Origin of the sequence: Flavobacterium sp. (genome assembly GCF_036759525.1) — a bacterium.
GTDB lineage: Bacteria > Bacteroidota > Bacteroidia > Flavobacteriales > Flavobacteriaceae > Flavobacterium.
Window position 1 is genome coordinate 36,220 of the sequence record NZ_DAIOUN010000015.1, and the last position, 24,346, is coordinate 60,565.

23 protein-coding genes and 1 tRNA gene are annotated in these 24,346 nt (G+C 34.9%); 2 read left to right on the forward strand and 22 right to left on the reverse strand.

Annotated elements, in window-relative coordinates; translation table 11 throughout:
- The 15 genes from lepB to trxB form a co-directional block, all read right to left on the reverse strand.
- Positions 1-1,698, reverse strand: a complete 1,698-nt coding sequence (lepB, locus tag V7M80_RS10450; protein WP_333695946.1) for a signal peptidase I — start codon at positions 1,696-1,698, stop codon at positions 1-3.
- 81 nt (positions 1,699-1,779) lie between these two features.
- The gene (dapB, locus tag V7M80_RS10455) at positions 1,780-2,481 is read right to left on the reverse strand and encodes a 4-hydroxy-tetrahydrodipicolinate reductase (RefSeq protein WP_333695947.1); all 702 of its coding nucleotides are present in this window, start codon (positions 2,479-2,481) and stop codon (positions 1,780-1,782) included.
- Positions 2,478-3,041, reverse strand: a complete 564-nt coding sequence (locus V7M80_RS10460; protein ID WP_333695949.1) for a DUF5683 domain-containing protein — start codon at positions 3,039-3,041, stop codon at positions 2,478-2,480. Before V7M80_RS10460 ends, dapB begins: the two co-directional genes overlap by 4 nt.
- A complete protein-coding gene (locus tag V7M80_RS10465) occupies positions 3,038-3,943 on the reverse strand; it encodes a ParB/RepB/Spo0J family partition protein (protein WP_333695950.1) in 906 nt (301 codons plus the stop codon). Before V7M80_RS10465 ends, V7M80_RS10460 begins: the two co-directional genes overlap by 4 nt.
- A gap of 6 nt (positions 3,944-3,949) precedes the next feature.
- Complete coding sequence (locus tag V7M80_RS10470; protein WP_333695952.1) at positions 3,950-4,714, reverse strand: ParA family protein; 765 nt, start codon at positions 4,712-4,714, stop codon at positions 3,950-3,952.
- A 126-nt stretch (positions 4,715-4,840) separates the two neighbouring features.
- Positions 4,841-5,722, reverse strand: coding sequence for an SDR family oxidoreductase (locus tag V7M80_RS10475; protein ID WP_333695954.1), 882 nt, complete (start codon positions 5,720-5,722; stop codon positions 4,841-4,843).
- A gap of 95 nt (positions 5,723-5,817) precedes the next feature.
- Complete coding sequence (locus V7M80_RS10480; RefSeq protein WP_333695955.1) at positions 5,818-6,948, reverse strand: methionine aminotransferase; 1,131 nt, start codon at positions 6,946-6,948, stop codon at positions 5,818-5,820.
- Between the two features lie 60 nt (positions 6,949-7,008).
- Positions 7,009-7,575, reverse strand: a complete 567-nt coding sequence (locus V7M80_RS10485; protein ID WP_333695956.1) for a GNAT family N-acetyltransferase — start codon at positions 7,573-7,575, stop codon at positions 7,009-7,011.
- Positions 7,576-7,639: 64 nt separating this feature from the next.
- A complete protein-coding gene (locus V7M80_RS10490) occupies positions 7,640-8,059 on the reverse strand; it encodes a hypothetical protein (protein WP_333695958.1) in 420 nt (139 codons plus the stop codon).
- A gap of 575 nt (positions 8,060-8,634) precedes the next feature.
- Positions 8,635-10,764 carry a methylmalonyl-CoA mutase gene (gene scpA / locus V7M80_RS10495; RefSeq protein ID WP_333695960.1) on the reverse strand — a complete coding sequence of 710 codons (2,130 nt, stop codon included), beginning with the start codon at positions 10,762-10,764 and terminating at the stop codon, positions 8,635-8,637.
- Positions 10,761-11,405 carry a hypothetical protein gene (locus V7M80_RS10500; protein WP_333695962.1) on the reverse strand — a complete coding sequence of 215 codons (645 nt, stop codon included), beginning with the start codon at positions 11,403-11,405 and terminating at the stop codon, positions 10,761-10,763. The genes scpA and V7M80_RS10500 overlap by 4 nt, the downstream gene beginning before the upstream one ends.
- Positions 11,395-12,759, reverse strand: a complete 1,365-nt coding sequence (locus V7M80_RS10505; RefSeq protein WP_333695963.1) for a methylmalonyl-CoA mutase subunit beta — start codon at positions 12,757-12,759, stop codon at positions 11,395-11,397. Before V7M80_RS10505 ends, V7M80_RS10500 begins: the two co-directional genes overlap by 11 nt.
- Positions 12,760-12,769: 10 nt before the next feature.
- Complete coding sequence (locus tag V7M80_RS10510) at positions 12,770-13,111, reverse strand: FtsB family cell division protein (protein WP_333695964.1); 342 nt, start codon at positions 13,109-13,111, stop codon at positions 12,770-12,772.
- 3 nt (positions 13,112-13,114) lie between these two features.
- Complete coding sequence (gene udk / locus V7M80_RS10515; RefSeq protein ID WP_333695965.1) at positions 13,115-13,723, reverse strand: uridine kinase; 609 nt, start codon at positions 13,721-13,723, stop codon at positions 13,115-13,117.
- A 135-nt stretch (positions 13,724-13,858) separates the two neighbouring features.
- A complete protein-coding gene (trxB, locus tag V7M80_RS10520) occupies positions 13,859-14,806 on the reverse strand; it encodes a thioredoxin-disulfide reductase (RefSeq protein WP_333695967.1) in 948 nt (315 codons plus the stop codon).
- Between the two features lie 166 nt (positions 14,807-14,972).
- On the opposite strand from trxB, the gene V7M80_RS10525 reads away from it, so the two are divergent.
- Positions 14,973-15,047 (forward strand) — tRNA-Pro (locus tag V7M80_RS10525).
- A 159-nt stretch (positions 15,048-15,206) separates the two neighbouring features.
- Here V7M80_RS10525 and V7M80_RS10530 read toward each other — a convergent pair.
- The 7 genes from V7M80_RS10530 to V7M80_RS10560 form a co-directional block, all read right to left on the reverse strand.
- Positions 15,207-15,401, reverse strand: a complete 195-nt coding sequence (locus V7M80_RS10530) for a hypothetical protein (RefSeq protein WP_333695968.1) — start codon at positions 15,399-15,401, stop codon at positions 15,207-15,209.
- Between the two features lie 7 nt (positions 15,402-15,408).
- Positions 15,409-18,402, reverse strand: coding sequence for a T9SS type A sorting domain-containing protein (locus tag V7M80_RS10535; protein WP_333695969.1), 2,994 nt, complete (start codon positions 18,400-18,402; stop codon positions 15,409-15,411).
- 232 nt (positions 18,403-18,634) lie between these two features.
- A complete protein-coding gene (locus V7M80_RS10540) occupies positions 18,635-19,471 on the reverse strand; it encodes a GIN domain-containing protein (protein WP_333695970.1) in 837 nt (278 codons plus the stop codon).
- A gap of 78 nt (positions 19,472-19,549) precedes the next feature.
- Positions 19,550-20,296 (reverse strand): head GIN domain-containing protein, encoded by a 747-nt coding sequence (locus V7M80_RS10545; protein ID WP_333695971.1) that lies wholly within the window; start codon positions 20,294-20,296, stop codon positions 19,550-19,552.
- Positions 20,293-22,041 carry a PspC domain-containing protein gene (locus V7M80_RS10550; protein WP_333695972.1) on the reverse strand — a complete coding sequence of 583 codons (1,749 nt, stop codon included), beginning with the start codon at positions 22,039-22,041 and terminating at the stop codon, positions 20,293-20,295. Before V7M80_RS10550 ends, V7M80_RS10545 begins: the two co-directional genes overlap by 4 nt.
- Before the next feature lie 5 nt (positions 22,042-22,046).
- Positions 22,047-22,376: a PadR family transcriptional regulator gene (locus V7M80_RS10555; protein ID WP_333695974.1), complete on the reverse strand. Its 330-nt coding sequence runs from the start codon at positions 22,374-22,376 to the stop codon at positions 22,047-22,049.
- Between the two features lie 69 nt (positions 22,377-22,445).
- Positions 22,446-22,871, reverse strand: coding sequence for a DUF4870 domain-containing protein (locus tag V7M80_RS10560; RefSeq protein WP_333695975.1), 426 nt, complete (start codon positions 22,869-22,871; stop codon positions 22,446-22,448).
- A gap of 134 nt (positions 22,872-23,005) precedes the next feature.
- Between V7M80_RS10560 and V7M80_RS10565 the strand changes: the two genes are divergently transcribed.
- Entirely contained in the window at positions 23,006-23,458 is a 453-nt protein-coding gene (locus V7M80_RS10565; RefSeq protein WP_333695977.1) for a DUF4442 domain-containing protein, read from the forward strand.
- Positions 23,459-24,346 lie beyond the last annotated feature (888 nt).

Below are 24,346 nucleotides of genomic sequence, written 5' to 3' on the forward strand. Positions count from 1 at the left end.
TTATGCATTTTTCTTTTGCTTTCTTTTTCTGAAGAAATCAAAAATATACCAACCCGCCACTAAGATAACAAAGTAAATGAAATAGGAAACCGGTTCTCCTTCTCCATGAACGGTTGTAAACATTCTGTCCCAACGCACTTTATCAAAAAACTTAGACCAAGGTACATTTTGGTCTAGGCTCAACCAGATGAATACCGGCTTACCTACTATATGGTCTTGAGGAACAAATCCCCAGTATCTACTATCTTCAGAGTTGTGTCTGTTATCACCCATCATCCAATAATAATCCATTTTAAAGGTATAAGATTGGACTACTTTTCCATTGATCAATATAGTATCGCCATCCACTTGCAGTTCATTTTTTTCATAATCGGTTATGATCGCTTTGTAAAAGGGTAAAGTTTCAAGGTTTAAAGCTACAGTGCTTCCGGCTTTCGGGATGTATATGGGGCCCATATTGTCATTACTCCATTCTTGATTGTGCGGAAATATGGTTTTGGTATTTTCGTTTTCTATGAAATCGATTTTCTTAATGCGGGAATCTTTTTTCAGCTGTTCAGCCAATTCGTTTGTTAGATTTAAGTTGGCATGCTTATAGGAGATATTCATTTCCAACTTGTTAAAGTATTCTTGCGTTAAGTAGCCTTTAACCGTAACAGTTGTGCTGTCTTTAAAAACTTCGGTAAGTTTGGCACTGTTTGCCCCATTGGTTAAATAAATATTTATAGACTGAATATCCCAATATTTTCGTGGAATAGTATAAAATTCTTGAACTTCAGTAATACCATAATCTCTTATGATATCACTAATCGAATTGTCTTTGGTTTCAACAGAGTAGAAAAACTGTAACTTTTGTCTGTCATGCATGCCCAACTTGGCACCATTTATATAAACAACTCTATCTTTTATTTGCAAAGTATCGCCGGCAATACCTACACAACGTTTTACATAGTTTGATTTTTTATCTAAAGGTTTATCTACTCTTCTGCCGGATGCATCTCTAAATTGATAAACGGTATCTGTAGGCCAATTGAAAACCACAATTTCATTGCGTTCAATTTTTTCAAAACCGGGAAAACGGAAAGAGGGGAGTTGTGGCCAACTTAAATAGGATTTGGTTTTCACAAACGGAATACTATCATGAACCATGGGCAAAGCAACTGCGGTTGTAGGTGTTCGAGCACCGTAATGAAATTTACTAACAAACAGAAAATCTCCAATTAGGAGTGATTTTTCCAAGGATGAAGTAGGAATCGTAAACGGTTGCATTACATAGGTATGCACGGTTGTAGCTACTACAATGGCAAAAAGAATTGAACTTATAAAATCGGCTGCAGCGTTTTTAGGATGCAAAGATCGGTTTTCAACATATTGTAAATCTTGTGTATAATTGAAATAATAAATGATTAGTCCAAATGTTACAACTGCTAAAAGAGTATCTAAATTTGAGTTTTTTCCAAAACTACGCAGCGTTTCAACCCAAATTACAGGAAACATTATCAGGTTTACAACCGGAATAAATAATAAAAAAATCCACCACCAAGGGCGATTTATTATTTTCATTAAAATAAAGGCATTGTAAACCGGTACTGCAGCTTCCCAAGATTTTCTACCGGCCTTTTGATATAGTTTCCAAGTTCCAAAAAAGTGAACTACCTGAATCAATAAAAAAACGATTAACCACTCTGATAATGTCATTATATTATGCTTTTACAATCTGTTCAAATTAGTATCTAAAATTATAATTTTGTTACTTGATTGGGCTTATTTTATTGGCCTTCAGTTTAAATCAAGCACATCTTTCATAGTAAAAACTCCGGTTTTACCCAAAATCCATTCGGCTGCTATGACAGCCCCTAGAGCAAATCCATCTCGTGAATGAGCGGTATGTTTTATTTCTATAGAATCTACTACAGAATTGTAAATAACGCTATGTGTGCCGGGAACCGCATCTATTCTTTTCACATCAATAAACAAATCATCTTGAGTAGGCTCTTCTATACTCCATTGGTTTTTTGAAGTATGATTAAGTATTGCATTTGCCAATGAAATAGCGGTTCCACTAGGTTTGTCAAGTTTTTGTGTATGGTGAATTTCCTCCATGACAACATCATATTCTTTGAATTTACCCATCATTTGAGCCAAAAAATTATTCAATTCAAAAAATAAATTTACACCCAAGCTAAAGTTTGAACCGTAAATGAATGCGGCTTTATGTTGTTCACACAAAGAAACCATTTTAGGGTAATTTTCCAACCATCCGGTAGTTCCGGAAACAATTGGAATTCCTTTTTCAATACAATACGAAATATTTTCAACAGCCGATTCAGGAACACTGAAATCAATGGCAACATCGGCTTTTTCAATGCCTTCAAAGGATTCATTTCTAGATTTTCGTAGTACAATTTCATGGTGGCGTTCTAGAGCTATTTTCTCTATAACTTTCCCCATTTTTCCATAACCTAGTAAAGCAATTTTCATTTAAAGGTGTAATTAAGAGTTAAACCAACATAGTATTTTGAATTGATGTCGTTTTGATTCAAATCGGGTTTAAGTGCAAGATTATCATTCACATTAAATTGAATCAAATGTGCATCTATGTTAGCATCCAAGATATTTAGGGCATAAACACCCAAAATAACCAATAAAGAAATATCTCTATTGCGTTGAAAAGTTCTTTGAGCATTAATTAATACTGCATTTGAGTATATACCAAAGTATTTATCATCGGTAAAACCTTCCAATCTTCTTTTATAAATATCCCGAAATTCTTTGTAGCTTTTTTGATTTTGATTGTAGAAATAGTAACCTGCGGCCATTCCACCGTAGACTATTGGAATTTTCCAGTATTTCTTGTTGTAAGCTTGTCCCAACCCGGGAAGCACTGCCGAGTAAAATGCGGCTTTTGATGGAGCCAACGGGTCAATTTTTTTATAACTTAAAGAGTCACTTTTGGTTTGAGCCTCTTCAAAAACCACTTGAGAAAATGAAAACTCCGTTCCGATTAAAAAAAAGAATAATATGAAAGTAAAACGAATCACGAGCGTTTGATTAAAGCTAATAACTTTTTTAAATCGGCTTCCGATTGAAAAGGAATGGCTAATTTTCCTTTTCCGTTTGCTTCGATTTTAATTTCAACTTTTCTACCTAAAAGGGTATTGAGTTCATTTTTTTCAACTTCAGAAATAGAATAGGCCGCTTTTTTGGGAGTTGCTTTACCAGAGTTTGGTAAATTTCTGTCTTGATAGTTTTTTACCAAAGCTTCGGTTTCTCGAACGGAAAGATTTTGACTGATAATTTTTTGATAGATATCCGATTGTACATCTTCATCTTCAATGTTAATAAGAGCTCTTCCATGTCCCATAGAAATAAACCCGTCACGAATACCGGTTTGGATAATTGGATCAAGCTTTAATAATCTCAAATAATTGGCAATTGTGGAGCGTTTTTTTCCTACTCTTTCACTCATTTGTTCTTGAGTTAATTGAATTTCATCGATCAAACGTTGGTAGGAAAGTGCAATTTCAATGGGATCTAAATCATGACGTTGAATATTCTCTACCAGTGCCATGACCAAAGATTCATTGTCGTTTGCAATACGAATATAGGCAGGAATTACACTTAATCCCGCAATTTTTGAAGCTCTAAGTCTACGTTCTCCGGATATAAGTTGGTATTTGTTAAAGTCTAATTTCCGTACGGTAATGGGTTGTATTACACCCAATTCTTTTATAGAAGTAGCCAGTTCTTGCAGGGTTTCTTCGTTAAAATTACTTCGGGGTTGAAACGGATTTATTTCAATTGCATCTATTTCAAGCTCAATGATATTCCCTACAACTTTGTCTGCATTTTTATCATTAACCGATTTGATGTCATTTTCCGGGTCTTTCAATAAAGCGGATAAACCTCTTCCAAGAGCTTGTTTTTTAGCGGCTTGTGTCATAAAATCCTAACTGTTTTTTTTAATTATTTCTTCGGCTAAACTTAAATAATTGTTGGCCCCTTTACTGGTTGCATCAAAGTTTATGATGCTTTCTCCAAAACTGGGTGCTTCACTTAATTTTACATTGCGTTGAATGATAGTACTAAATACCATATCGTTGAAATGCTTTTGGACTTCTTCTACTACTTGATTTGACAAGCGTAAACGGGAGTCGTACATGGTAAGTAGCAAACCTTCAATGTCCAATTCGGGATTGTGAAGTTTTTGAACACTTTTTATGGTATTTAAGAGTTTTCCTAAACCTTCCAAAGCAAAATATTCACATTGAATTGGGATAACAACACTATCTGCAGCAGTCAATGCATTGAGAGTGAGTAATCCTAAGGATGGTGCACAGTCAATCAAGATGTAATCGTATTGGTCACGAATAGAATTAAGAGCTTGTTTAAGCATGTATTCTCGATTCTCTTTGTCCACCAGTTCTATTTCAATAGCCACTAAGTCTATATGAGCCGGAATGACATCTACGTTGGGAGCCGAGCATTTTACTATGGCTTCCAAGGGAGTATGACTGTGTTCTAATACTTGATAGGAACCTATACTCACGCTGTCAACATCAATTCCCAAACCGGAACTGGCATTGGCTTGCGGATCGGCATCAATTAATAAAACTTTCTTTTCCAAAACCCCTAAAGAGGCTGCAAGATTTACTGTGGTAGTAGTTTTTCCTACACCGCCTTTTTGATTTGCAATTGCAATTATTTTGCCCATTGAGTAGATTAAATTTGAGCTGTAAAATTACGATTATTTATGGTTTTTTCAACTTCAATTTGTTAACAATAGTTAATTGTTTTAAAGCCAATAAATTAACAGATTGGCAGTTCAAATACTGGCTATTTATTTGTTTTTCTTGGCCTTAATCATTGCTTCCAGCATATCCCACATTTCTTCCGGAATTTGTTCCAATAAGTTGAACTGTCCGGCACCTTTTAACCATTCGCCACCATCTATGGTAATTACTTCACCATTTACATAGGCTGAAAAATCTGAAACCAAATAGGCTGCGAGGTTGGCTAACTCTTGATGGTCACCCACTCGTTTTAAAGGAACTTTTTTAGCCATATCAAATTTTTCGGCCAAATCACCGGGTAAAAGTCTATCCCAAGCTCCTTTGGTAGGGAAAGGGCCGGGAGCAATAGCATTACTTCGAATTCCGTATTTTGCCCATTCTACTGCTAGACTTCGGGTCATGGCCAAGACACCTGCTTTTGCGGTTGCACTCGGCACAACATAGGCAGAACCTGTCCAAGCATAAGTGGTCACAATATTCAAAATTACTGAGCTTTCTTGTTTGGTGTCAATCCAATGTTTTCCAAAAGCAAGTGTACAGTTTTTACTCCCTTTTAATACAATGTCTATAACGGTATCGAATGCATTTGCTGATAACCTTTCGGTTGGAGAGATAAAATTTCCGGCAGCATTATTTAATAAAACATCTACTTTTCCAAACGTTTTTAAAACTTCTTGAAGCATAGCTTCTACTTGATCGTAGTGTCTAACATCACATTGCAGGGGTAAACATTTTCCGCCGGTTGCATTTTCTAACTCGGTGGCAGTGGTTTTAAGTTTTTCTAGATCTCTGGAAGTAATGGCAACTTTTGCCCCCAATTCCAAGAAGTATTGAGTCATAGCTTTTCCAAGTCCACTCCCGCCTCCTGTTACTACAATTACTTTGCCCTCGAGGGCGTTATCACGAAGCATTTTTGCTGAAAAATTCATAATTATTTCTGTTTTAGGTAAATATACGGTTTAAGGGATTTATTTTAATAATTTTAGCATTAAAGTAACATTATTGCAATTGACAAGTTTGTTTGTTAACCCAATCGTTGTAATCGTTCGGCTGCTTTTCTGAGTGTTTCATCATCTTTAGCAAAGCAAAATCGGATTCTTTTCAAGTCAGTTCCATCGCCATAGAAAATGGATAAAGGAATAGTTGCTACGCCAAATTGTGTAACCAATCGTTTGGTAAAATCTAAATCACTTTCATTGGAAATCTCTTGGTAAGATGCTACCTGAAAATAAGTGCCGTCACAAGGTAATAATTTAAAAGGAGTGGCTTTCATCAGATTTTTGAAAAATTCTCTTTTTTCCGCATACAGTTTGGAAACAGAATTGATTTCAAAAACATCTAGATATTCACTTATTGCAGCTTGCGATAAACTGTTTACACTAAACACTAAAAACTGATGCACTTTTTTAACCTCTTTCATTAAATGTTCCGGTGCAATGGCATACCCAATTTTCCAACCGGTCATATGTAATGTTTTTCCAAAAGAAGAGGCAATAACTGTTTTGTCTCTCAATTTTTCTCGGGTATTTACTGAAATGTGTTTTTGTTCAAAAGCAATATATTCGTATACTTCATCGCTTAAAATCAAAATGTCAGGATACAGGTCTAACAGATTCTCCAATTGTTGAAAATCATTTTCTGTCCACATTTTTCCCGATGGATTGTGTGGATTGTTGAGGATTAATAGGCGTGTTTTTGAAGATAAATGATGTGCTATACGTTCAAAATTAGGGGTGTAATCGTCGTTCAATGAGACCCGAACCGGTTTTGCATTACATAGTAAAATGGGGGTTTGATAACAATCATAACTCGGGTCCAAAATGATAACTTCATCACCGGATCTTACCAAAGCTTGAAGTGTAGCAAAAATAGCTTCTGTGGCACCTGCTGTTACTAAAAGTTCGGTTGTTGGATTGATTTTTCTTTGGTAGGAATCCAAAGTGAGACGGCCAATTTTATCCATTAAAGGAGGATATCCGGCCATAGGTGTATATTGATGTACATCAGCCTTAGCCAATCGCATGGTAATTTCAACCATCCGGTCATCTACAGGGAAGTTTGGAAATCCTTGAGATAAATTGATAGCATTATAATCCACCGCCATTTTAGACATGATGGTGAAAATGCTGGTATTTAAATGAGGTAATTTGGACATGGTAGCAATTTCAGTCCTAAAAATAGACAATTTGTATTAAGAATTAAAATCTACCTGATTTTATTTTCCTTTTTTGAAGTTTCTCTTTAAAATTGAAAACACTACCGAATCCCAAAATTTGCCATCCCAAAATTCATTTTCTAAAAAATGGGCTTCTTTTACAAATCCGTTTTTTTCTAATACTCTAATTGAGGCTTGATTTTCAGGATCTACTACCGCTTCTACAGAATGGAAATTTAACACGTTAAAACCATAGTCCAACACCCTGTTAATGGCTTCGCTTACAATGCCTTTTCCATGATATTCCGGCAACAACATATACCCAATTTCTGACCGATAATTTTCAGGTTGAATGCGATAATGACCAATGATACCCACTAATTTTGGATTTTCTTTTAACGTAATGGCCCAATTGATTCCTGTATTATTTTCAATTTTTTCGGTAATCATCGCAATGTGTTCCCATGCCATTTCTTGCGAAGTCACCAACGGTCTTGGAATGAATTTCATGGTTTCCGGATTGCCACGAAGTTCCATTACTTCGTTAACATCATCCACAGTAACCGCTCGTAATAGCAAACGATCGGATTCGAGGTTGGGGAATGGAGTGAAGGAGAGGGAGAGCATTTTTTTGTTTTTGTAAATATATGAAATGTCTTTAAACCTGACAGGTTTCAAAAACCTGTCAGGTTTAAATCCCTAAAAATGATTCAATAGCAAAACTATCCACTTTTTCCGTATGAATACTTTTAAAATTTTCTAAACCATTGAATAGTTCCATCACTTTTTCTCTTTGAAGTTTTGTAGGTTTGCCTGAGACACAAGATAAGTATGAACTCCAAGGGTATTCTAACGGATGCTCACATATTCTGTGGTGAACAGGATTATTATGAATGTATGCAATGACATTTTGAAAATAGTTATCATAGTTGATTTGCTTTCTTCTAAAAGTTCTTTCAAACAAAGAACCATGACGATTATGCCATTTGTTATAAGCTTTGGTGTAGGCATTAAATAAATTTGAAAAAGTTTGTGAAGGCAACACTTTCTTAGCAGATGTTATTTCTTCAACCTCTTTAATTCGTACTAAAAAATGAAAGTGATTTTTCATTAAACACCAAGCAAAGGTTTCTGCAATTGGATTAATGTGTTCGTCGTAAAGATTTAGAAAATGTTGATAGTTGGACTTTTCTTTGAAGAGAATATCGCTGTTAATTCCTCTGTTATAATATGGTAGTATATACCATATTTTAAAGGTTGAAACATATCTGTTTGGCTTTTAAATTATTAAGCTAAAATAAGAAAAAACTTCTAATACAGTTTTTTATTTTTTGAAAAAAGTTTAACGGTTTTATCGTTAAACCTGAAAGGTTTCAAAAACCTGTCAGGTTTACGATCAAAACTATTCAACCGCTACACTTGCTTTCTAAGCCTTGTTTACAGAAACAAATTCAACAACTTTAAGTTCTACTGTAATTAATTCAATCAAATTCTTTAAGGTTTCGCTCGATTTAATAAGCTCGTTTACTTTGATGGTGATTGTTATTGTGGGCTTTGAACTCTGATATGAAGTCAGGGTTTTTTTTGATTTGTTTTAAGCAGAGTATTTGCTACAAAAAACACCAACCTTTCAGTCAGCGTTTTTTAAAATTCTATACTTCTGTCAACTGCGACTACAGCTAAAAACTAATCCTCCATCAAAACCTCCAAAATACTAATCGCCGCCTCACTAATTTTCGTTCCCGGTCCAAAAACAGCAACCGCTCCGGCATCAAACAGGAATTTGTAATCTTGTGCAGGAATTACGCCACCTACAATCACCATAATGTCTTCGCGACCGTATTTTTTGAGTTCTTCAATTACTTGCGGAACCAAGGTTTTGTGTCCGGCTGCTAAAGACGAAACACCTAAAATATGCACGTCGTTTTCCACGGCTTGTTTGGCAGCTTCTTGTGGGGTTTGGAATAACGGACCAATATCCACATCAAAACCAACATCGGCATAACCGGTTGCCACTACTTTTGCACCACGATCGTGACCGTCTTGTCCCATTTTGGCAATCATAATGCGAGGACGACGACCTTCTTTCTTGGCAAAAGTATCGGCTAATTGTTTCGCTTTTTCAAAGCTTTCGTCGTTTTTAATTTCTTTACTATACACGCCACTAAAAGTTCTAATTTGTGCTTTATAACGTCCGAAAACCGCTTCTAAGGCATCACTGATTTCGCCAAGAGTGGCTCGGTTTCGGGCTGCTTCTACGGCTAAAGATAATAAATTTTCCTGACCTGATTTTGCCGCTTCTGTCAATTTGGTCAAACTGGCTTTTACTTTTTCCGTATCACGTGAAGCTTTTATTTTTGCCAATCGTTCCAATTGTTGCTTGCGAACCATTTCATTATCCACATCCAAAATCATTAACGGATCTTCTTTTTCCAAACGGTATTTGTTCACCCCAACAATAATATCTTGTCCGCTGTCAATTCGGGCTTGTTTTCGAGCCGCGGCTTCTTCAATTCGCAGTTTCGGAATACCGGCTTCAATGGCTTTGGTCATACCGCCTAATTCTTCCACTTCTTCAATCAATGCCCATGCTTTTTTGGCAATTTCATCGGTTAAACTTTCTACATAATAACTTCCGGCCCACGGGTCAACCGTTTTGCAGATTTTCGTTTCTTCTTGCAAAAAGATTTGCGTATTTCGGGCAATTCGAGCCGAGAAATCGGTTGGCAAAGCAATCGCTTCATCCAACGCATTGGTGTGTAATGATTGCGTTCCGCCAAAGGCTGCGGCAGCCGCCTCAATACAGGTTCGAGCCACATTATTAAACGGATCTTGTTCGGTTAAACTCCAACCCGAAGTTTGACAATGGGTTCTTAAAGCCAATGATTTTTCGTCTTTCGGATTGAATTGTTTGAGTAATTTCGCCCATAACATTCGACCTGCACGCATTTTGGCAATTTCCATAAAATGATTCATTCCAATGGCCCAGAAAAACGATAGGCGTGGGGCAAAGGTGTCAATATCCATTCCGGCTGCTAATCCGGTTCGAATGTATTCCAAACCATCGGCTAAGGTATAAGCCAATTCAATATCGGCGGTTGCACCAGCTTCTTGCATGTGATAACCCGATATCGAAATCGAATTGAATTTAGGCATATTTTTGCTCGTATATTCAAAAATATCGGCAATAATTTTCATTGAAGGAGTAGGTGGGTAGATGTACGTATTTCGCACCATAAACTCTTTCAAAATATCATTCTGAATGGTTCCCGAAAGTAAATGTGGAGCTACTCCTTGTTCTTCGGCCGCCACAATATAAAAAGCCATAATGGGCAAAACCGCACCGTTCATGGTCATAGAAACCGACATTTCGTTTAACGGAATTTGATCAAACAAAATCTTCATATCTTCCACCGAATCAATGGCTACGCCTGCTTTTCCCACATCACCCACCACACGTTCGTGATCGGAATCATAGCCACGGTGTGTGGCTAGATCAAACGCTACTGAAAGTCCTTTTTGACCTGCAGCTAAATTTCTTCGGTAAAAGGCATTACTTTCTTCGGCGGTAGAAAATCCGGCATATTGGCGAATCGTCCAAGGACGACGCACATACATTGTTGCATAGGGACCACGGAGATTGGGAGCAAATCCGGCACCAAAATCAAGGTGTTCAAGATTTTCAACGTCCTTTTTACTGTAAATAGTTTTCACTGCAATACCCTCAGCTGTGGAAAAATCAGGTTGATTTGCATTTTCTGCAGTGTTAAGAGTTTCCGTTAGTTTTAAGTGTTGTATGTTTTTTCGAGTTATCATAATACACGAATTTTTTCCAGATAAGGGTCAAAATCAACTAAAAAAGGAGTTTCTAGTGTGAGTGCAAAACTTTTTTTATTGAAACTGACAAAATAGACTTGTTTGTTAAATTCAGAATCGGATTCGGGAACTGATACGGTGTAAATGGCTTTAAATATTTGGGCTTCTTTGGTTTCGAAAAATCGAGCTTCGTTTTTTTGATAAATCATTCCCGTAAGTTGGCTTATTTCATCGTGACTTTTTCGAATCCGATTGAGTAAAAATTGAGCATCAGCTTTGTTAAATTTATAATATTCAGTTGGAATTAAACTCAAAATGGAACCCGAGGTAAGGTGTTGAAATAAATAGATTTCATGTCCGGAATTGTAAAGTTGTTTTAATCTTTGATTTTCAAGGCTTAAAGTCAGGCTGTCTTCCAGTTGTGTGATAATTTCTAAATATTCTGTCTTAGAAATCTTTTTGAATTCTTTGGGAAGAAAGAGTTTAATGCCTTGATTTTCAATTGGAAAAAATTTACCTAAGAGTTCAGGTTTTGTAGTATTTTGTATTATTTCATGTGATTTTTTTACAGCTTCATTACACGATGAAACGATTAAGACGAGTAAAGTAAGTCCTAAAAAGAGTTTAATTTTATTTATCATTTACTTCGCTTTTAAGTCGTTCCTGTTCCATTTTTTCGGCTAATCTTCTTTCGATAATGGGAGTAATCAATGTTTTTCTCGGATTGTTTTTCACAAAAGGAAACAGCTCTAAGTCATTGGCCATTTTATCATTCTTGTTCGGATATTTATTCGTACCCAACAAAACTTCTTTACCGGAATCGAATAGGTCTTGTTCTTTTTGAGCACTTTCATTAATTTTTCGTTGAATGGTTCCTTCAATCAATTGTGTGATAAATCCGCCATTGGCTTCGATATCTTTAAATAAAGCTAAAGCTTTTTCGGCTAATTGTTCGGTTAAACTTTCAATGTAATAGGCTCCGTCAGCCGGATTATGCACTTGATTAAAATAACTTTCGTGTTTTAATACCAACAATTGATTGCGAGCAATTCGATCACCAAATTCATTATCTTTATGATACAGAGCATCGTAAGCTAAATTCGAAATGGCATCTGCACCTCCTAAAATAGCACTCATACACTCGGTAGTAGTGCGAAGCATATTTACATTGTAGTCGTATAAGGTCTTATTGCGTTTGGTTGGCACAGCAAGAATTTGACAATCCAAAATGTGATTGTATTCTTTTGCCAATGTATTAAAAAGCAAACGTAGTGCTCTCAATTTAGCAATTTCAAAAAAGTAATGGGTACCTACAGAAACTTCAAAGGTAATGGGTGATGAAATATTTTCAATCCGATTGAAATATTCATTAACATGAGCCATAGCATAGGCCAATTGCTGAACTATATTGGCTCCGGCATTTTGATATACCTCTAGTTTACAACTTAAAAAGGGGAAGTTTAATCCAGAAATGATTTTCATTTCGCTAAAATCTTTATCAAGCGAAACAAACCAGTTTCCATCTTTTGCTAATTGACCAACCGTGTCTTGTAAAATAACAATTTCAAATTGATTTTGAGAGGAAAATGAAGCAACTTTTTTTACAAATTCAGCAGAAAGAAATAATAAATTAAAATAATATGTTACATTTTCTTTTGGAAGATTTTCCATTAATTCATCCAAAGAAATTGCTTCATTTTCAATTGTAAATCGAATAGACTCAGCACCTCTATTTAATGAGTCTAAAGCCCGTTCGTTCGATTTCTTAACATCATGAACAAAAACGTTCTGAATAATTTTGAAACCGTTTGGCATAGGTATCTGACATTTTGTTACAGATTCATCAGCATGATAAAATGGCTTAACTTTTACACCTTCAGGACTTTCCCAAACAAGGGTTTCAGTGTAATCGGCTCCTTTTAATTCAAATTGAATTTGTTGTTTCCATTGTTTGCTGGAAAGAGGTTCGAATGCTGTAAATAATTTTTGAGTCATTCTAAATGGTTTAGTTTGGGTTTTCCTTTTCGAGTAATTCGTCTTCAAATTCTATAATGTAAATATCCTCACTGTCTTTTTTCATAAAATATTTTTCGCGAGCATATTTTTCTATATAATCCGGGTTGTTGAGTCTTTTAATTTCCAGGCAGTCTTTACGAATTTCTTCCTTGTAGTATTTTTTATTGGCTTCGAGTTCGTTCAATTCTTTGTTTAATACGCGATGCTCAATGTAGGAATAATTATCTAAAAAAAGCATCCAAATCGCAAAAAAAAGAGCTACAAAAAAGTACCGATTTCCAATAAACCGGAACCAAGTGTATTTCTCTTTTAAACGTTGAATAAATTTCATTACCTATAGTATTCTTTGATTGATAACGGCACGCACAACATCAATAGCAACAGTGTTGTATTTGTCGTTAGGAATGATAATATCTGCAAAAGCTTTAGTGGGTTCAATAAATTGCTCATGCATGGGTTTTAAGGTGTTTTGATAGCGATTTAATACCTCATTCATGTCTCTTCCTCGTTCTGCAATATCTCTTTTTAATCTTCTGATGAGGCGTTCATCAGAATCAGCATGAACATAAATTTTGATATCAAACATATCTCGTAATTCCGGATTAGCGAGGATAAGGATACCTTCTACAATCATAACTTTTCTGGGATGTGTAATAATTGTATCGTCGGTTCGATTATGAGTTACAAAAGAATAAACGGGTTGTTCAATAATTTTATCGGATTTTAATTCTTTTAAATGTTTAACCAATAAATCAAAATCAATCGCTCTAGGATGATCAAAATTGATTTTTGTACGTTCTTCGTAACTTAAATTATGAGTTTCTTTATAATATGAATCCTGAGAAATGATGCCTACTTCTGTTTCGGGAAGTTCGTTCATGATCTGATGTACAACAGTTGTTTTTCCACTTCCGGTTCCTCCGGCAATTCCAATTATAAGCATAGTGTTTTAAGGGTATTAGTATTGCAAAAATAGCAAATTATATTCTGTGTTTTGGGATTAAATCTAACTTTTTAAAATTCAAATTCATGTAAAACGGTATCAAAAAAAATCCCGACTGTAAATCGGGATTCTTGATTATTCTTTAGAAGCCAAGTATCTTTCGGCATCTAATGCTGCCATACAGCCTGTGCCTGCTGCGGTAATGGCTTGTCTGTATACATGGTCTGCAGCATCACCTGCCACAAATACACCAGCGACGTTTGTTTTAGATGTTCCCGGTATATTTTTGATGTAACCGGTCTCATCTAAATCTATAAAATCTTTGAATATCTCAGTATTGGGTTGGTGACCAATAGCCACAAAAAATCCAGTTGCCGGAATTTCCATTTCTTCGTTTGTAGCTCTGTTTTTTACCAAAACCGAACTAACTACCTGTCCGTCACCTTTTACTTCAACGGTTTCGGTATTCATCAAAATTTCAATATTTTCAGTTTTTCGAACTCTTTGTTCCATGATTTTTGAAGCTCTGAATTTTTCACTTCTCACCAGCATCGTAACTTTTTTACACATTTTGGATAAATAATGAGCTTCCTCACATGCTGAATCCCCAGCACCAACAATAACTACTTCTTGATTTCTGTAGAAAAATCCATCACAAACGGCACAGGCAGAAACTCCACCTCCCATTTGCAAGTAATGTTGCTCAGAGGGTAGACCTAAATATTTTGCCGATGCTCCGGTAGATATTATAACCGTTTCACAGTGTAGTTCGAGTGTGTCGTTTATCCAAACTTTGTGCACCGGACCACTAAAATCAACTTTTGTAGCCCATCCATCTCTAATGTCAGTTCCAAAACGTTTGGCTTGAGCCTGAAGTTGAATCATCATTTCAGGACCTGTGACTCCATCCGGATAACCCGGAAAATTTTCTACTTCATTGGTAGTTGTTAATTGTCCACCCGGTTGAGTACCCTGATAAAGTACCGGATTCATATTGGCTCTTGCAGCATAAATGGCAGCCGTATATCCCGCAGGACCTGAGCCAATGATTAAACATTTTATTTTTTGAATAGTATCAGACATGGTATTTGATTTTCAATTTGTGTTGCAAATGTAATTGATAATTGAAAATAAATCTCCAGTTGTTAATTAGTTTTAATAATTTAAGGATAACCTAATAATATTGCTTTTTTCATTTGCAAAACAACTTAAAAGGTATATATTTGCAACCTGAATTTTGTATTCAATTCGGGGTGTAGCGTAGCCCGGTTATCGCGCCTGCTTTGGGAGCAGGAGGTCGCAGGTTCGAATCCTGCCACCCCGACAAAAACCTTTTCACATGTGAAAAGGTTTTTTTGTTTTAGGTAAAGTTTGGAGATTTTAATTGTATTTTCTTCTTTTAATTTTCTTGTTCCAAAGTAACAGTGAAATAAAAAAAGACATTTAAAATCTAAATGTCTTTTTGGAGTACTATGTGGTAATGTTATTTTTTTGATTTTAATTTTTGATATCCAAAAGCACTCCCGGCTACCAAAGAAACAATGATAAACCCATCTATTGGTGCGGCAGGAGCTCCTGAATCATCTGTATCATCCTCAAAATCTTCTTGAGCGATAAGAGTTGATGAAATAAATAAGAAAATGAAACAGAATAATATAGTGATAGATTTTGATTTCATAAGGCTTTTAGTTAACGATTATTTTTTTGGTTATTTTATTTCCATTGCTTTCAAGTTCTAAAAAGTAAATTCCGGAACTTAAAGTTTGATTTAATTCAATTGTAACTCCATTAGAATTTGAAGTGGATTTAAATGGAATTTTTTGACCTAAAATCGATAGTACAGAAACGTTTACATTTGAACTGAAAGTGTTTTGAAATTGAACTGTAAATTGATTGTTTTGAATGGGGTTGGGGTAAACTTGAACTAAAGTTGAGTTGAATTCATTTGAACTTAATGTAGATGGATTAAAAACAATTTTAAATCGATCGGGATGATAAGATGCAACGTCAGTTGTAGTATTAAAAGGATGAATGAAATCTGAATTCAAGTCGATTTCTGTCCATGTATTTAAAAAATTATCTACTAGGTAAGCTGAGGTTTCATCAAAACTTTCGGCAGATATTTTGAAGGCGTATGATTTTGATGCCGTAAATTGAAGAAGTTTAACCAATAATTCATCATCTGATTGTGGGATTTGAAATGCTTCAATGGCTAAATTTATATTTTCTCTTGAAAGAGCAATATTTTCGCCAGCAACATTCAATTTAGCAACATCTCCAAAATCTATTGAATTAGAAAATTCGGTACCAAATACGGCAACAGTACCATCAATAGGGTATCCTCCAAGACTCAAAACATTGGGCTCATAAACTAAAATATTCAATTTCGAACTGTAATTTGATGCTTCTCTAAATACATTTGTATTTGCGGCATTGGACTTGTCTGATTCTTGAATGGTTAGCGTTCCGGCTGTACCGGCAGATTCGTTTCTCACAAAAAACGCTTGTCCCGGTTGAATGTATCTTCCTACTTCTGATGATGCATTGTTATTAGTGCCGGAAGATTGACTATAAACCACATAACGACCTCTTTGTGAGGCAGTTCCCATATTGGCATCCCATGCGTAATAAGAATTAACTAAACCGGTTTTACCTACTGTATGCCAATCAATAGGACTCATAAATGGATTTCCTACCAAACTGTAACTATCTGTTGTAGTGTTGGTCGTATTGTTAATAGCTACCGGACTGGAAGAATCATTATATGTAACAGTCCCTGTTTTGAGAGTGCCTTTGGTATTGAGGGTTACAGCTTGGTTCATTTCAGCCGCCGCTGCAGCACCCAAATCAACATTTCGATCACCACGAATTAAAATTCGATAACCAACGCCAGCTTCTAATAAATTTGAGTTTGTATTTGAAACCGCTGTCCAACCTGTGCCTGAGGCCACTTGGTTGTTATAAAAAAATAGGGAAGGGTTGTTAGTATTACTGGCATCAAATCCGTTTGTAATACCTCCCGATCCCGTAATTTGAGTTCCAATTCCTGATGTAGTGTTACCGTTTGCCTGCCAGTTGGCTCTGATACTCTCAATTGTATTAACGGTAGAAGTCAAAAAGCGAAAGGCTCTTTTGCCTAGCGGAATGTATCTTTGGGTAGTTACATTTCCTGATAATGTAAAACTTTCAATTTGTCCAACTCTTGCAGTACCATTGCTGTCTGATTTAAGTATAAAATCTAAATTATTAGAGCTTCCATCAAAATCTATTGTCCCAGAACCAGTTCCAAAAGTTATTGCACCAGTACTGCTTATAGATGTATTTGATGTAAACGTTTTTGAATTACCTTCAAAGTGAATAGAATTATAATCGGCTCCTGTAAGGGATTGGGCTGAACTTCCATTGAATGTTAGCAAGGAAGGCGTAACAATTTGAACTCCTGAGCTGGTAAAGTTTCCGCTAATAACAGAATTGGCACTAAAAGTTTTTGTTCCGGAACCGGATAGTGACAAATTCGTATAATTTGCTCCTACAATAGTTTGGTTTCCACCGTTGTAATTTACAGTTCCACCAAAGGTTTTGTTGGATCTATTATCGGTTAATGTTCCTTCGATTACGAGTGTGCCATTGTTTGTAATTGTAAAACCGTCTGGAATACTCAATCCATTGGGTAATGTAAGTGTAACTCCGTTATCTATTGTTAAAACACCACTAGTTAGAGTTAAATTGGCCAAAGTTTGGTTGGAACTCACTCTTAATGTACCTCCATTAACTGTTACCGAATTACCATTAGGTAGGGTAGTTCCGCCGGTTCTGTTTAATCTTAAAGTTCCTGAATTGATGGTTGTACTTCCCGTGTAGGTGTTTTGATTGGTAAGAATAACGATACCGCTTCCGTTTTTAACAACGGTGTTTGAATTGGATTCATTGTTAGAAATAATACCAGTAACCGTGTACTCTTCGCTGCCATTAGCGGTAAGATTGATGGCTTGGTTTACCACTTCTAACAAAGTGAAAAGTCCATCCATATTGGCTCCTGAATTTCGAGCATGAATTAAAGCAGGTGATACAGATCCAGAACCACCAAAACTTCTAATATTGTTTCGGTTTGATCCCACAACTAAGTTGAACTCGCGATCTGAAATTACTTCAATTTCATAGGTTGTTCCCGATTTAAAACTCGAAAAATTGGGCATATTTGCTGTAGAAAAACCTCCTCCATCTGTGAATCTGGCAGAGCTTTGACCGCCAACAAATTCTATTTTTAAAATGGAATTATTATCGTATCGTCCTGCTAATCCGGTACCGTCAAAAATACCGCCTCCAGACTTGATGGATATACCAATAATTCCGTCGTTTACTATTCCTGAACGCCCCCCTCCATCTTGACCTGCAATGCGAATGATTATTTTTTGTCCTGGCTTTACAGTTCTTTGGGTTCCATTGAGGGTTCCATCAACAGTAAAAAAACGGCCTTCTACTTGTCCTTCTGCAGTATTACCAAAAGAGAACATTCCTATACCATTTGTGAAATCAAATCTTCCGCTATTGCTATTCCATACTTGAGTCCAATTTGCTACACCAGTAGTGTAGGTTTGACCGATCAACTTTGAAAAGGTAAAAAAAGAGAATAAAAAGAATAGAATATATGAACTTTTAGAAGCGTAATAGTTTTTCATGGTGTGTAATTTTTTTAAATCTATAGTATTTTTTTAAAATTTTGCCATTTTGTAAATATTTTACAAACCTAACAAATAAACTTATAGATAATTAACAACTTGCATGAAATAGCTTCAACGAAAACGTTTTCGTGTTAATAACTTGGTGCAGTTTGATATTTTTTTTTTAAATTATAAGGATTCTAATTTTAGAATTAAAATTCAATTAGATATTTAGAGTTTGTTCAACTTTTTATTTCAATTTCTTTTTGCTGAGTTGAGCTTCGTCTGTAAATTTTTTAAGTTCAACTTTGGCTTCACCATAAAATAAGGTTTCAGCTTTTCCGCTGGCTTCCAAGACCAATTTCGTAGTAACATTTATGCTATTCTTTGTAGTACCTTCAACTATCATAGAGGCGTAGTTGGAAACCAAATTTTTACCTGTAAAATTAGAACTGTTATCTAGCCTAAGTTTTAATTCATCGGTATCACCTTCAATCACAGCAGTAGATTTTTGGTACATGTCGCATTTTAATTTAACACTATTGATTAAGGCTTTACAACTTGAGTTTTTACTTAATTCTAATACAACGTCTTGGGCTTTTAGGTTTAATTCTATTTTAGATTTATCATTGGTAATCAGCGTGAAAGAGTTGCAATTGGCATTCAAAAAGAGTCTTGAATCGTCATAACTTTTTATTGTAATTTCGTTTAAACGAAGTTCGGACAACGCTGTAACATCAACATCTGTTTTGGTAATCAACATTTTAAAACTATCTGTGTAGGTTATTTTTAAACTGGTTTTTTTAGCTCCGGAAATGGATTGTTTCAATTTTATTCGCAATGTAGAACCGGATGATTGGATATCAAATGCTTCGTGAGTATTGTCGTCGGCTTCAATTTCTATTTGGCTTTGAGTTCCTTTCTGTAAAAATATTTTAATATCATCTTGAACCTCTAAATTCTCAAAGTCCGGAATTTCTTTTTGTGAAACTGTAACAATTTTTGAAGCTTTGATCTTTTCAGTTTTTTGACTAAAACTATGAAATACAGGGAGTAGCAAAGCGAGTATTAAGAATAGTTGTTTCATTTTAGGGTAGATTTATTAGCAAATATAAAAAAAACATCTCCTGGGAGATGTTTTTGGTTGGGGTTTGTTTTAATTAATTTAAAAATAAGCTTCTTTTACAGAGCCACCTGATGTACTTTTTTTGGTAGTTTTGTTTGGACTGTTGTAATATTTGATAGTGCTTCCGCTTGTGGAAGTAGCATCTAAGCTCTGAATAGGATACAAACTTATTGAACTTCCACTAGAAGACTTTGCAGTTATTTGATTGGTTTTCATTTTTTTAGCTGTAATTGTACTTCCGCTGGATGATTCGCACTCCAAAACTAAAGCTTTGCCTTCTAATTCTATTTCACTACCGCTACTGGAATCACAAGTTATTTTTTCCGATTCTACAACCAACTTTATATGGCTACCACTTGAACTTCTTAAATCAATTTCTTGAGTTAGTAATGTACCAATGTTTTTTACTTCCGAGCCACTTGAAGTTCGGATTGCATTTAGATTCTTTACACCAATTTTTACAATCTTTGGATTTTTTGTTCGCGTGTTTTTGGTGGTAGTTACAACTAAATTTCCATGGGTTATTTCTGTTTCAATATATTCTATTAAATTGTCATCTGCTTCAATACGTATCGTATTAGAAGGAGTTTGTTCTATTACTACGGTCATACCTCTTTTAACCTCAATAGATTGAATTTCTTCATTCAAGGTACGCTCAACTTGAATAACATTTCCACTACCTTTTATAGTATCTGTCAAATCAATGTGATATTGACAGGAACCCCACAACAAAGCTGCTATGAGCGTAACAATTGCTTTAGATAAATATACAATAAATTTTATCATGGATTATTAGTTTTAATAATTACACCTTCTTTATTGATTTCTAGTCCTTTAAACTCTTTTTGGGTAGTTGAGTTATCTTTTTCTTGTATTTGTATCCCGTTTCTATTTATAGTAACCGAAGTAGAAGTTGAGTCTTCAAATTTTAATTCGATATCTTCATATTCATTTTCTTCAGATGGGCAATTGATGCAATATACTTTTCGATCTTTTACTTGATAAATATAATGATCTGAACTAAAATGTAAATTAAAAAAGGAGTTATCACTTCTGTCAAACTCTTTAAAACTCGAGTCGGTTTTAAAATAGGTACCTTTGGGTAAATACAAGTAAATATCAACTTCTTGGTTTCTAAATTTATTTTTTAAATCGGTTACAAAGTAGTTGTCAAAAATCAACTTGTTTGAATCAATAGTGTACTGGTATTTAATTTTCTCAGCACGTTTTTTAGCTTCCTTCATTGATTTTCCTTCTGCTTTTCTTTCTACTTGAATTGAAGCTACAGGTTCTTCGGTATATTTGATTTCAATTCGAACATCGTTGGAGTAAATTACAGTGTTTTCATTTTCATCTTGAGTAACTTCAAAATCGTTATAATGATAAAGATCTTTAGCGTAAAAGTCATTGTATTTAAAAGATATCATGAGCGTATCATTAGGAATCAAATTCAAATTTTCTTTTACTGAAACTTTTCCGCTATAGGCCACTTCAGTTGCTTGTTTGATTCCAAATGAAATTAGAATTCCAACCGAAATTATCCACAATGCCAAAAGTGTATATTTTGCTATGTTTCCAATAGATTTCATATTCGTAATTATCAATTTTAGTCCTAAAATCAATAAGAAGAAAAAGGGAATACCAATAGCAAAAAAGCTGAGTAAAATTACCAAACCAATAGGAAACTCACTAACAATAACAGCATCGTAATAGGCTTGCCAAGGCATTTCTACAAAAGTGGTTGTCCCAAAAGTAAAACTACCAATAAGTAAAGAACCCAAAACGAGTATTGAAAAAATGATGATTATCGCTCCGATGAATTTAGCAAATAGACTAAACAAAGTCATGAAAATTTCACCAATATTAGTACCTATACGCTCGGCACCCGATTTTACAGAATTTGAATTCTTTACAGAATCGGTACCTTCCTTTAAATCCGGATTGTTTTCATATTCCTCACGAACTTTTTTTTCAATGTTAGATAACGTAACCGGTTCCCCAGTCATTTCCAACTTTTCTGTAGTTGTTAGTGCTTTAGGGATTAAAACCCAAAGTAAAATGTACAAGAAAATTGGAAATCCAACTCCTGCAATTACAATTAAAACCAAAATAAGACGTATCCACAAGGCATCAATACCCATGTAATGACCAAAACCGGCTGCAACACCTCCTAAAATGTTTTTATCAATATCCCGGTAAAGTTTTTTTGATGTTCTTGCGTTTTTGTAACCGGCTTGATTTTGAGTTGGGTTGCTAGCATCTTCCTCTTCAATTCTGTAATCTTCGGGTTGACCCATTACGGCTATCATGGCATCAACATCTTTTAAGCTTATAACATGCTTTTCAGATTTTTGATTTTCACTGAATATCTCTGAAATTCTCATTTCAATGTCTTTCATGATTTCGTCTTGACCATTAGAATTGGATAACGAACGCTTGATCGCATCAAAATATCGGTTTAGTTTTTGAAATGCATCTTCATCTATATGAAAAAATAATCCGCCTAGATTAATATTTACTGTTTTGTTCATGATCTTTATTTTTGATTGGTTATTGTGTTAACAGCATTGGATAATTCACTCCAAGTACTGTTTAATTCTGTTAAAAATTGCTTTCCTATTTCAGTTAAACCATAATATTTTCTTGGGGGTCCTGATGTAGACTCTTCCCATCTATAGTTTAATAAGCCGTCGTTTTTTAACCTTGTTAATAAAGGATATACGGTTCCTTCAACTACTACTAGTTTTGCATTTTTTAAGGTGTCTAATATTTCAGAAGTATAAGCCTCTTTCTCTTTAAGTACAGACAATATACAAAATTCTAAAACACCTTTTCGCATTTGTGCTTTTGTGTTTTCAATATTCATAATTCATGGATGTTTTATTTAAATTACTATTCGTTTTTGATTGATGATTGATGATTGATGATTTTTGCTTTATTTTAAAAAAGGAATACTCAAAGGATATTGATAACTGTACCCTTCATTTGCTTTGAGTGTACCGTGAATAATCAAAATGAATTCGCCTAATGTGGCTAAACCAAATGTTACAAGGGCAACCATGATGATGCTTAATAATTCTACTGGAGCTACCGTTCCGCCTTCCAATTCAATTTTAATATAATCTATTATGGTGCTCATAGAAAAAAACGATAGGATTAATAGTGCAACTATTGTATATAAAAGTAAACTCAATTGAAAGTTTAAAACTTTTTTCCCGTTTTCATTTACAAAATCAGATTCACTCTTTTTCGATTGCCATATTAATAAAGGTACTATTATACCGGCTAGCGGAAACAGGTATTTTGCGAGTGCACTTAAGTGCATCAAAGTAGCGGTTGTTTTTTCTTCTTGTCTTAGCATGATGTTTTCTATAATATTATCTTATGCAAATATATGTCTTAAAAAAAGTATTATGTTACGCATAGTACTTATATTTAACAAAAAATTAACATTTAAAGAGGCGTTCCAATCAGTATATTTACAAAAAAATGAAAATGAAAATTTCTCCCGCCAAGTTAAATACCTTTTTGATGTTGAATCTCCCTTCTGCTTTTTTGTGTGGAGTAAGGGTAAAGTCTATTGATTATTCCAATTGTATAGTCTCTGTTAAGCACCGATGGATTAATCAAAATCCTTTTAAATCTATGTATTTTGCAGTTCAAGCTATGGCTGCAGAGCTTTCTACAGGTGCTTTGGTAATGCTTCAAATTCAAAAAAGTGGTAATAACATATCTATGTTGGTGGCAAGAAATAAGAGTGAGTTTACAAAAAAGGCAAAAGGTAGAATCGTTTTTAGTTGCCACGACGGGGAACGTGTTGAAAATGCCATCAAGCAAACTATAGAAACCGGACAAGGTCAAACTTTTTGGATGAAATCAATTGGAGTCGATCAATCAGGCCAACAAGTTTCAGTCATGGAGTTCGAGTGGACCGTTAAAGTAAAGTAAAAGCCCTTCGATTCGATTAATTTACGAAGCTTTTCCCGCTTTTCATTCCAAGCTTGTTGGTCTTGTTGTTTTTTTCAAAGCCTTAAAAAGAGCTTCCTTCGGTCGCTTTTTTAAGCCAAGAAAAAACACAACAATCCTGCACAAGGCTTTCCATTGCAATCGGGGCTAGGAGTAGAGGGAGTTCATTTTTATTTACACTATATTATATAAAGGACTAATACAATCTTAGAATACGAGCTATTACGGTCAAATAAAGCCAAATCAAAAAAACAAACTCTACACCTTTTCTGCTTCAGCTCAAAGCTTGTTTAAATTTATAAAAAGCAGCTTTCACATGTGTATGCTTCCTATTTGACCAACCTAAAACCTGAAACTCAAAAAAACTTTGACTTATTTGTCACTCATAACCAGAGCATTAAAAAAAAGGCAAAAAAAGAGTTGGTAAAAGATTTGGAAAGTAACAAAAGAGTATTACTTTTGCACCCGCAATCACAGCAACGTTCATTTGTATAGATGGTGGAAAAAAAATCTGAAAAAGATTTGGAGCGAGAGTAAAAAGAGTTTTATCTTTGCCCTCCGCAAAAGCTATAAGGGGTTGGTTTTTTTAAGAAAAAAAAAGAAATTAAATTTTTTTTCAAAAAGCTTGCCTAATCAAAAAGAAGTTGTACTTTTGCACCCGCTTTGAGAGACAAGCGAAAAGAATAAGTAGAAAACGTTCATAGACATATTGGATTGACAGCACGATTAAGCAGCGATGTTTAATCGAAAAATAAGAGAGAGTAAGGTAAATCGATAGATTTAGAATACCTAGCGACTTTGTCGAAAATACAAAAAATATACGATGAAGAGTTTGATCCTGGCTCAGGATGAACGCTAGCGGCAGGCCTA

What these genes read in the sequence shown, in the direction of transcription:
- scpA (WP_333695960.1), bottom strand. Translation starts at nt 10,764, where the DNA reads ATGATAACTCGAAAAAACATACAACACTTAAAACTAACGGAAACTCTT.
- lepB (WP_333695946.1), bottom strand. Translation starts at nt 1,698, where the DNA reads ATGACATTATCAGAGTGGTTAATCGTTTTTTTATTGATTCAGGTAGTT.
- dapB (WP_333695947.1), bottom strand. Translation starts at nt 2,481, where the DNA reads ATGAAAATTGCTTTACTAGGTTATGGAAAAATGGGGAAAGTTATAGAG.
- V7M80_RS10540 (WP_333695970.1), bottom strand. Translation starts at nt 19,471, where the DNA reads ATGAAACAACTATTCTTAATACTCGCTTTGCTACTCCCTGTATTTCAT.
- V7M80_RS10555 (WP_333695974.1), bottom strand. Translation starts at nt 22,376, where the DNA reads ATGAATATTGAAAACACAAAAGCACAAATGCGAAAAGGTGTTTTAGAA.
- V7M80_RS10545 (WP_333695971.1), bottom strand. Translation starts at nt 20,296, where the DNA reads ATGATAAAATTTATTGTATATTTATCTAAAGCAATTGTTACGCTCATA.
- V7M80_RS10535 (WP_333695969.1), bottom strand. Translation starts at nt 18,402, where the DNA reads ATGAAAAACTATTACGCTTCTAAAAGTTCATATATTCTATTCTTTTTA.
- trxB (WP_333695967.1), bottom strand. Translation starts at nt 14,806, where the DNA reads ATGTCTGATACTATTCAAAAAATAAAATGTTTAATCATTGGCTCAGGT.
- V7M80_RS10550 (WP_333695972.1), bottom strand. Translation starts at nt 22,041, where the DNA reads ATGAACAAAACAGTAAATATTAATCTAGGCGGATTATTTTTTCATATA.
- V7M80_RS10560 (WP_333695975.1), bottom strand. Translation starts at nt 22,871, where the DNA reads ATGCTAAGACAAGAAGAAAAAACAACCGCTACTTTGATGCACTTAAGT.
- V7M80_RS10490 (WP_333695958.1), bottom strand. Translation starts at nt 8,059, where the DNA reads ATGAAAAATCACTTTCATTTTTTAGTACGAATTAAAGAGGTTGAAGAA.
- V7M80_RS10500 (WP_333695962.1), bottom strand. Translation starts at nt 11,405, where the DNA reads ATGATAAATAAAATTAAACTCTTTTTAGGACTTACTTTACTCGTCTTA.
- V7M80_RS10510 (WP_333695964.1), bottom strand. Translation starts at nt 13,111, where the DNA reads ATGAAATTTATTCAACGTTTAAAAGAGAAATACACTTGGTTCCGGTTT.
- V7M80_RS10470 (WP_333695952.1), bottom strand. Translation starts at nt 4,714, where the DNA reads ATGGGCAAAATAATTGCAATTGCAAATCAAAAAGGCGGTGTAGGAAAA.
- udk (WP_333695965.1), bottom strand. Translation starts at nt 13,723, where the DNA reads ATGCTTATAATTGGAATTGCCGGAGGAACCGGAAGTGGAAAAACAACT.
- V7M80_RS10475 (WP_333695954.1), bottom strand. Translation starts at nt 5,722, where the DNA reads ATGAATTTTTCAGCAAAAATGCTTCGTGATAACGCCCTCGAGGGCAAA.
- V7M80_RS10565 (WP_333695977.1), top strand. Translation starts at nt 23,006, where the DNA reads ATGAAAATTTCTCCCGCCAAGTTAAATACCTTTTTGATGTTGAATCTC.
- V7M80_RS10505 (WP_333695963.1), bottom strand. Translation starts at nt 12,759, where the DNA reads ATGACTCAAAAATTATTTACAGCATTCGAACCTCTTTCCAGCAAACAA.
- V7M80_RS10480 (WP_333695955.1), bottom strand. Translation starts at nt 6,948, where the DNA reads ATGTCCAAATTACCTCATTTAAATACCAGCATTTTCACCATCATGTCT.
- V7M80_RS10485 (WP_333695956.1), bottom strand. Translation starts at nt 7,575, where the DNA reads ATGCTCTCCCTCTCCTTCACTCCATTCCCCAACCTCGAATCCGATCGT.
- V7M80_RS10465 (WP_333695950.1), bottom strand. Translation starts at nt 3,943, where the DNA reads ATGACACAAGCCGCTAAAAAACAAGCTCTTGGAAGAGGTTTATCCGCT.
- V7M80_RS10530 (WP_333695968.1), bottom strand. Translation starts at nt 15,401, where the DNA reads ATGAAATCAAAATCTATCACTATATTATTCTGTTTCATTTTCTTATTT.